The sequence below is a fragment of the uncultured Gimesia sp. genome (assembly GCF_937919775.1).
Taxonomy (GTDB): Bacteria; Planctomycetota; Planctomycetia; order Planctomycetales; family Planctomycetaceae; genus Gimesia.
Map to the genome: position 1 here is coordinate 1 of NZ_CALFPF010000639.1, position 7,413 is coordinate 7,413.

6 protein-coding genes are annotated in these 7,413 nt (G+C 52.2%); 3 read left to right on the forward strand and 3 right to left on the reverse strand.

The annotated features are described in order from the left end of the window. Both Q0294_RS18275 and Q0294_RS18280 read left to right on the forward strand, forming a co-directional pair. The coding region (locus Q0294_RS18275; protein ID WP_299468324.1) for a DUF1559 domain-containing protein at positions 1-978 on the forward strand (978 nt) is incomplete at its 5' end. Between the two features lie 117 nt (positions 979-1,095). Continuing rightward, a complete protein-coding gene (locus Q0294_RS18280; protein WP_299468326.1) occupies positions 1,096-1,512 on the forward strand; it encodes a hypothetical protein in 417 nt (138 codons plus the stop codon). A gap of 152 nt (positions 1,513-1,664) precedes the next feature. Here Q0294_RS18280 and Q0294_RS18285 read toward each other — a convergent pair whose 3' ends face one another. From Q0294_RS18285 to ilvB, 3 genes are all read right to left on the reverse strand, one after another. Next, positions 1,665-3,098, reverse strand: a complete 1,434-nt coding sequence (locus Q0294_RS18285; protein ID WP_299468328.1) for a hypothetical protein — start codon at positions 3,096-3,098, stop codon at positions 1,665-1,667. 98 nt (positions 3,099-3,196) lie between these two features. Further along, complete coding sequence (locus tag Q0294_RS18290) at positions 3,197-3,391, reverse strand: hypothetical protein (protein WP_299468330.1); 195 nt, start codon at positions 3,389-3,391, stop codon at positions 3,197-3,199. Positions 3,392-3,511: 120 nt separating this feature from the next. After that, complete coding sequence (ilvB, locus tag Q0294_RS18295; RefSeq protein WP_299468332.1) at positions 3,512-5,293, reverse strand: biosynthetic-type acetolactate synthase large subunit; 1,782 nt, start codon at positions 5,291-5,293, stop codon at positions 3,512-3,514. A gap of 627 nt (positions 5,294-5,920) precedes the next feature. Between ilvB and Q0294_RS18300 the strand changes: the two genes are divergently transcribed. Beyond that, the gene (locus Q0294_RS18300) at positions 5,921-7,297 is read left to right on the forward strand and encodes a DUF1501 domain-containing protein (RefSeq protein WP_299468334.1); all 1,377 of its coding nucleotides are present in this window, start codon (positions 5,921-5,923) and stop codon (positions 7,295-7,297) included. Positions 7,298-7,413: the final 116 nt, after the last annotated feature.

Consider the following 7,413-nt stretch of genomic DNA (forward strand, 5'->3'; position numbering starts at 1 on the left):
TTCACACTGATTGAACTTTTAGTCGTGATTGCCATTATCGCAATTTTAATTGCATTGTTATTACCCGCGGTGCAACAGGCACGAGAAGCCGCACGCAGAAGCACTTGTAAAAATCATCTGAAACAGATCGGTCTGGCGTTACATAATTACCACGATACTTTTTCGCGTTTTCCGATTGGTGAGCAGGCCGGCTTCATTCGGCCGAACTGGCGTGCTCCGATCCTTCCGTATCTGGATCAGGCTCCCGCTTACAACCAGATGAATTTTAATATCAGCGCCTCTGTGGGCGGGTTCATGTCACTAAATAGCGGGGGTTCCTATGGCTATGGGACAGGAACCACCACCAACCAAGTTTTGAAAACATTGCGGGTTCCTGTTTACAACTGTCCTTCCAGCCCGCATTCCAACAGTTCCAATGATAACGGGATGAATAACTACGATCAGGGGCAGACAATGGATTATGTCGGCATCGCCGGAGCGACGCCAGATCCTTCGGGAAGTAGCAGTGCCTGTTCGGTAACCGGCGCCGGTTATGGCAACGGGACTTACTGTTCTAACGGGTTGTTAGCACCCAATGACTGTTTTCGTATGCGGGATGTGAAAGATGGTACATCCAATACAATGATCGTGGCTGAGCAATCCGGACAGGTGAATGGTAAAGATTGCCGGTCTAATTACTACGGGGGTTGGAGTGGGATGGGAACCGCTGCCAAAATGCCGTCACTCGGGTCAGGTTCGAACTGGGGTTCTGGTACGACGACAGTCATGTATTCGATCAACAGTTTCTGGAATTCAGGCGGTCCAACCGAAGCCAGTGCCCCCTATGGTGCCAATACGGTTCTGAATTCCTATCATACCGGCGGCACGCATGTTCTATTGACGGATGGTGCCGTGCGATTTGTCTCTGAGAATATTAACTTTGGCACACTGGCCAATCTGGCTTCCAAGAGCGATGGTGTGATCCTCGGCGAATTTTAATAAATGGTTTGAGACATTTAGTTGAATCGTAGTAAAGACCCCGGAAGCTATGGAGCCGGGGTCTTTACACTTCCTCTATCCTTCCAGTGATCGATCTTTTTTTGGATTTAATCCGACATGTTGACACAAATTTCTTTCGAGAGGTTTCTCCTGTTCTCAACCCTGCTCTGCACAAGCGCACTTCTGACAGCCTGTGGTGGCAGCGCTCAAGAAGAAAAAAAACGCGCTGCTGTCACCATCACCGTGACTCACGCAGGCACTCCCGTGACCGACGCTGATCTCCAGATGATGATGGTCGGGAAAGGGGAAGGAGCCATGGGTACGCTGAATGAGTCCGGACAGGTATCGCTGTCCGACGTGGTGCTCGGCGACTACGCGGTTATTGTCACTCCCCCGGAAGGCACTCCCGACAATCCGGCTCCGAAAAAGGACTACCCGAATATTCCACAGAAATTTCGCAGCCTCAAAGACAGCCCGCTTAAAGCCGCAGTCAAAGCGGGCAGAAACGAATTTACCTTTGAGCTGAAAGATTAGTCTGTATCCAGGTTGAGTCGCGAGTTTCCATCCAGCATGAACAGCTTCCGCGTGGATGATCAGAACGGTAAAAGATGGGCGTACCGTTATCCTGGTGTCTGGCGCAGGGATTTGAATGAAGATGGCGTAAAGGATCAGTATTTCTGCCAACTTTATGTCGTGCAACCGACGGCACATTGGCCGATGATGTCGAGCTTGTCATCATTCAGGTAACAATAGCGGTTGATCCACACACCATCGGGACTGATATCTGTCGCCACCTGCATTCGGGCACGAAAATCTTCCGTAGGCCCGTATCCATGCGCGAGCGCATAGATGGGCATCGGACGGGCCAGTTTTCGCGCTGCTGCGATTTTTCGTGCCTGGGCATGCGGGCCGTTCAAATGCGGTTCATCAGGGCCGGGATAATAAATATCTTTCAATCGTGCAGGAGGCTCGCTGTCAGCAATGTCGAGAAACTTGAACAGCGCGCGGACTAACAATGATTCTGAAATACCGGGATTCGCCGCCAGTAACTGATCGCCGTAAGCCCGCAGGATCATGGACCAGTGCATGCCATACAGTTTCACGCTTACGGAATTGCAATACTTGGCAGCCAGCGAATAGTTCATTCCGGAAATGATCGACCAGGGCGGAGGGAACGCGCTCGGCGCCAGTTCTACTCCAGCTTTATCTTCCTCGTTCATCGTCTTGCGAAAACCGGCCAGCAGTTCTTTGGAAAGCTGTGCTTTCATCAACAGCATGGCGGCGGCTCCGGGGTAATGATCGTTCAACCAGACCGTGAAATTGGCCGCCTGACAATCCTCGTCGAGCCAGTTTTCCAGATCGGCGTTGGTTAAACCGCCATTGAGCTTCTGATACAGGGCCAGCGAGTCAGCCTGCATCTGATCAAACCGGTATCCCAGCCGGTCGGCTGCTGTTTTTGCATGATCGCTGAAATCAAAGAAGGACGAGTCGAGAAAGTACGGCGGATATTCCGGCCAGTCAAAACGAATCCCGTCGATCTCGGGATAATGCCTGAGCAAATCCCGAATGAACGCATGCTGGTACTGAATGATGTGCGGGCTGGCCAGACTGCCGTTGTTGGCGACACGTTTGCGCGGCAGTGAGCCATCGGGCAAACGGGGAATATCTTCTTCCACCGGTCCGCCAAACTGCACGCGATAACCGGGAGGAATCGCCGCCTGTACCTGAAAATAAACTTCGAGGCCTCTTGCTTGAGCGGCTTCGATAAAATCGGCGACGACGTGCCCTTCGCGGCGCGTGAGTTCATCCGGTTTCGCAGGCTGGTAGCGCAGACCGGCGTACAATGATTCATCGGGGATAAAACTGGGTGAGGTCTTGACCCAGAGTTCCCGTTTGCCTTCCCAGAGCGGGCGGTCCAGCAGGCGTACTTCACCAGCCCCGGCATCGGCCGGCGGTTCGCGGACGCCTGTCTGTTCGTCGGCGAGCTGCATCACATAAGGCGAGGTGGCAACCGCGGTAACTCCCGCTCTCTGCATGAGATTGTCGAGCACAGCTTCGACTCCCTCATACTGCAGGTACTCTGGTAAAACGGTGACGCCAATCTGTCTCTGCTGACTCATGATTCCCTCGCAATGAAGCAGAATGAAAATTCAGAGACCTTTATCTTATCGGCGGGGGAGAAATTTTCTCCACCCCCGCGGGGCAATTTTTTCTGACTTTAGGGAGAGCCGGGCAGCTTGTCGCAAAATGCGACTAAAATGAAAGTGGCGATAGGCCCCAGTAGCAGCGAAATCAGAAACCAGTTCAGCCCGCTCCGGTTTTTACCTTGCGCCAGACCGGCATTGATCAAAGCCAGTGAGCCCCAGCCCACGAGGTATCCGGGTTCCTGTGGCATCTGCGCAGCAAACAGCATATGTGTCACTCCTGATGAAAAGTCGAACAGTTTCTTATGCTGTTACAGCCTGATTTCGGGCTGTAACAGCGTTTTTAAAACCAGAGGCAGAGGCTGTTTCGTCAATGTTGCTCAGGCAGATCACTCAGTAATAATATCGTTGACGGTACCACCACTGGGAATCATCGGCAGCACGTGTTCCTGATAAGTACAGATTACATCCAGCAGGTAAGGACCGTCTGACGCCAGCATTTCTGCCAGTGCTGCCGGATACTCTGCTTTCGAGCGAACCTGTCGTGCCTGCAGACCAAAACCTTTGGCGATCGAGACAAAGTCGGGATAGGTTTCGATGCCGTGAGTACCATCGCCTTTTCCTTCGGCCTCAGGATGATGCACGGGGCCAAGATAGGTGTGGGCACGTCGCCCGTCCATGAAGCGGTCTTCCCATTGAACCACCATACCCAGATGCTGATTATTGAGCAGCAGGATTTTCACAGGCAGATTTTCCGTATACAGCGTTGCCATTTCCTGTACGTTCATCAACATCGATCCGTCGCCATCGATGTCGACGACCAGATCATTCGGGAACTGCGCCTGAACTCCCATCGCAGCGGGCAGACCGAAGCCCATTGTTCCCAGGCCGGAGCTGCTGAGCCAATGCCGCGGTTTCTGGAATTTATAGAACTGGGCCGCCCACATCTGGTGTTGTCCCACGCCAACAGTGATGTAAGGTTCTCGGGCTTTCGTCTGGTTCCAGAGTTCGTGAATCGCATATTGCTGGGAGAGCACATCCCCCAGTTCTGGATATTTCAGCGGGTATTTTTCCTTCCACGTTTTGACCTGTGCCAGCCAGTTGTCAACCTGAGGCAGATCATCATCGGTGATGGTTGCATTCAAAGCCTGCAGCACATTTTTCAGATCCGCATTGATGGGGATATGCGCTTCCTTGTTTTTTTGTAACTCGGAAGGGTCGATATCAACGTGCACGATCTTGCCGTGTTTGGCGAACTCTTCCAGTTTTCCGGTCACACGGTCATCAAAACGCACACCGAAGGCCAGCAGCAGATCTGCTTCATTAACGGCATAGTTCGCGTAAACCGTACCGTGCATGCCCAGCATATCGAGACACAATGGATCGTCGCCCGGAAACACTCCCAGTCCCATTACGGTGGTGGTGACCGGAATTTGTGTCCGATGTGCGAACTTGACCAGTTCTTCCGACGCGTCGGAAATGATCGCACCGCCGCCGACGTAGAGAATTGGTTTTTTGGATCGCTTGATGGCGGCCAGGATCTGGCGAATCTGTTCGGGGGCTGCTTTTCTCAGTTCCGGCCGATAACCGGGCAGATAGGTTTCGGGATCGTAGTCTGGCTCTTCATCAAGCGTGGCTAACTGACAGTCTTTGGGGAAGTCGATCAGCACCGGGCCAGGGCGTCCGGTGTTCGCGATGAAAAATGCTTCCTTCACAATGCGGGCGACATCTTTTACATCCGTCACCATGTAGTGATGTTTGGTGATAGCCCGGGAAATTTCCACCATCGGTGTTTCCTGGAAGGCATCACTGCCGATGACAGCTTGAGGAACCTGTCCGGTAATCGCCACCAGCGGAATACTGTCGAGCTTGGCGTCTGCCAGCGCGGTTACCAGGTTCGTGGCGCCGGGGCCGCTGGTTGCCATGCAAACTCCGACTTCCCCTGTCGTACGGGCAATTCCCTGCGCGGCGAAACCGCCCCCCTGTTCGTGGCGGGGGAGAAAAGTTCGAATGTCATCTTTATATTTAATCAACGCCTGATGCAGGGGCATGCTGCAGCCACCAGGATAAGCAAAGATAATCTTCACGCCCTGCCGCACCAATGCCTGAACCAGAATCTCAGCGCCATTGATTGTCTTCGTTTGCGTGTTTTTTTCGTTGGCAGTGGCCACTGTTTCACCCTTCTGTTTCGATGATCTCTAAAGTCTCAAAAAATTCATTTCAATGATCGGTCAAATACGATCTGTTCCGCGGCGCGGAATCAGACTTATTCCTGATCAACATTTCCTGGTTACCATCACGGTCAAACATATAGACGCACCTCGTACGCCTGATGTTCGTTCGGGTAATCAGAGAACTGATTTACTATGAATTCTATCTTCTCTGCAGGACAATAACGAGTCATTTCCGGCCCAGAATCCAATTTTCATCGAGAGACATTCTCCTTAATGGCTCTGCAGCAACAGGTTACAGAGTCTGTTTCGGTTATATCGGTTGAGTCGCTGGTATGAGCGGTCAGAAGCGACTCTCTCGTGACACATCGCGGAAACAAGAGAATCGATTCATTAAGTTTATGGATAGTAGTCGGTTAGGTGAATTGCCATAAATGGAACTCGATTAAGTGGTGCATTCGATCAGGAAAGGTTTGCGGGAGAGATTTCCGTTTGTTATGATGCATAAGCAAATATTTAAATGAACTGGTTAGCCCGTTCAGCCGACTTGTAAAAGAAGAGTTGAATTGCGAAAAAAATTTCCCACCTGCTAAGCCTTCCTTAAAATAGCAACCCGAGGTGTTGAATATGAGTCGACCCACAAGCTCCATTCAGGTAACTCAATCACGGCGTTCTTTCCTCCAGGCAGGTTTTCTGACTTTGGGAGGACTGGGCTTAGGCGATTTACTCAGGCTGAGAGCCGCTGCCGCTTCGCCCGCCAGAACCACACCAGATACATCGGTGATTCTCATCTGGCTGCAAGGCGGTCCCAGTCATATGGAAACGTATGACATGAAGCCGAATGCTCCGATTGAATATCGAGGAGAATTCAATCCGATTCATACCAACGTCCCTGGTATCGATATCTGTGAGATGCTGCCGCTGCATGCAAAAGTGGCGGATCGGTTCACGATTATTCGTTCCATCTCACACGGCTTTGCCAATCATGCCGGCGGTGCCGGACGGTTTCTTTCCGGCCGAGATCCCTTAAAACCACTCGCCCCGATTTCTCAGTTTCCCACGATTGGCCCGATTGTTTCCAAGATGCGCGATCATGTGAATATCGGCATCCCGAATTATATCGGAAATCAACCCCGCGTGTACGGCGGCGGCAGTGCCTATCTGGGTGAGTCGGCGCTCCCTTTCGTTGTGGGCACCGATCCGAATGCGGAAAATTTTCGAGTGCCCAATATTACCTTGGATAATAAACTCAAAAATCGTCTGGATGACCGGATGACGCTGTTGACCTCGTTCGATCAGATGCGCCGTGATCTGGATCAGGATGGTTCACTGCAATCCATCGATAAATTTAACAGCCGCGCTCTGGACATGTTGACCAGCGATAAATCCCGCAACGCTTTTGATATGTCGCAGGAGAGTGAAGCCACGCGCGATAAGTATGGCCGTCATAAATGGGGCCAGCGTGCGTTGCTCGCCCGCAGGCTGGTTGAAGCCGGCAGCAGCTTTGTCACGATGCAGATGCAGAACCCGGGCGTGCCAGGTTGTGCCGGCAACTGGGATATTCACGCGGTGAACGGCCACTTATATGATGACATGCGCGGACGGCTGCCGATCTTTGACCGTGCGGTCTCTGCGCTGATCGAAGATATTTACGAGCGTGGTCTCGATGAAAAAGTGATGGTGATTGTTTCCGGCGAATTTGGTCGCACCCCGCGGATCAATCCGCAAAAGGGAACCCGTTCTAAAATCATGCAGCCCGGTCGTGACCATTGGCCCGGCTCGATGTCAGTACTGGTATCGGGTGGCGGCATGAAAATGGGACAGGTCATCGGTTCGACCACGTCGAATGGTGCGTATGCCAAAGATAACAAACTGGACCCGAACGATCTGTTATCAACGGTCTACCGCTTCCTCGGGATCGACCAGAACCACGAGTTCCTCGACCACAGCGGCCGCCCGATGACGATTCTGCCTAAGGGAAAGCCGATTGCTGAATTGAGCTGACGCATAACCTGTTCGGAATTAATTGTTGTTTCAGCATCAGTCAGTGATGCTCTCCGTGTGGCACCGTCGGACAAGCTATTTAGGCCGGACACATGGGTAACAACCGTTCGGATACA

Excerpts from the sequence above, each read along its gene's own strand:
- Q0294_RS18280 (WP_299468326.1), top strand. The coding sequence starts at position 1,096 with ATGTTGACACAAATTTCTTTCGAGAGGTTTCTCCTGTTCTCAACCCTG.
- Q0294_RS18285 (WP_299468328.1), bottom strand. The coding sequence starts at position 3,098 with ATGAGTCAGCAGAGACAGATTGGCGTCACCGTTTTACCAGAGTACCTG.
- Q0294_RS18290 (WP_299468330.1), bottom strand. The coding sequence starts at position 3,391 with ATGCTGTTTGCTGCGCAGATGCCACAGGAACCCGGATACCTCGTGGGC.
- Q0294_RS18300 (WP_299468334.1), top strand. The coding sequence starts at position 5,921 with ATGAGTCGACCCACAAGCTCCATTCAGGTAACTCAATCACGGCGTTCT.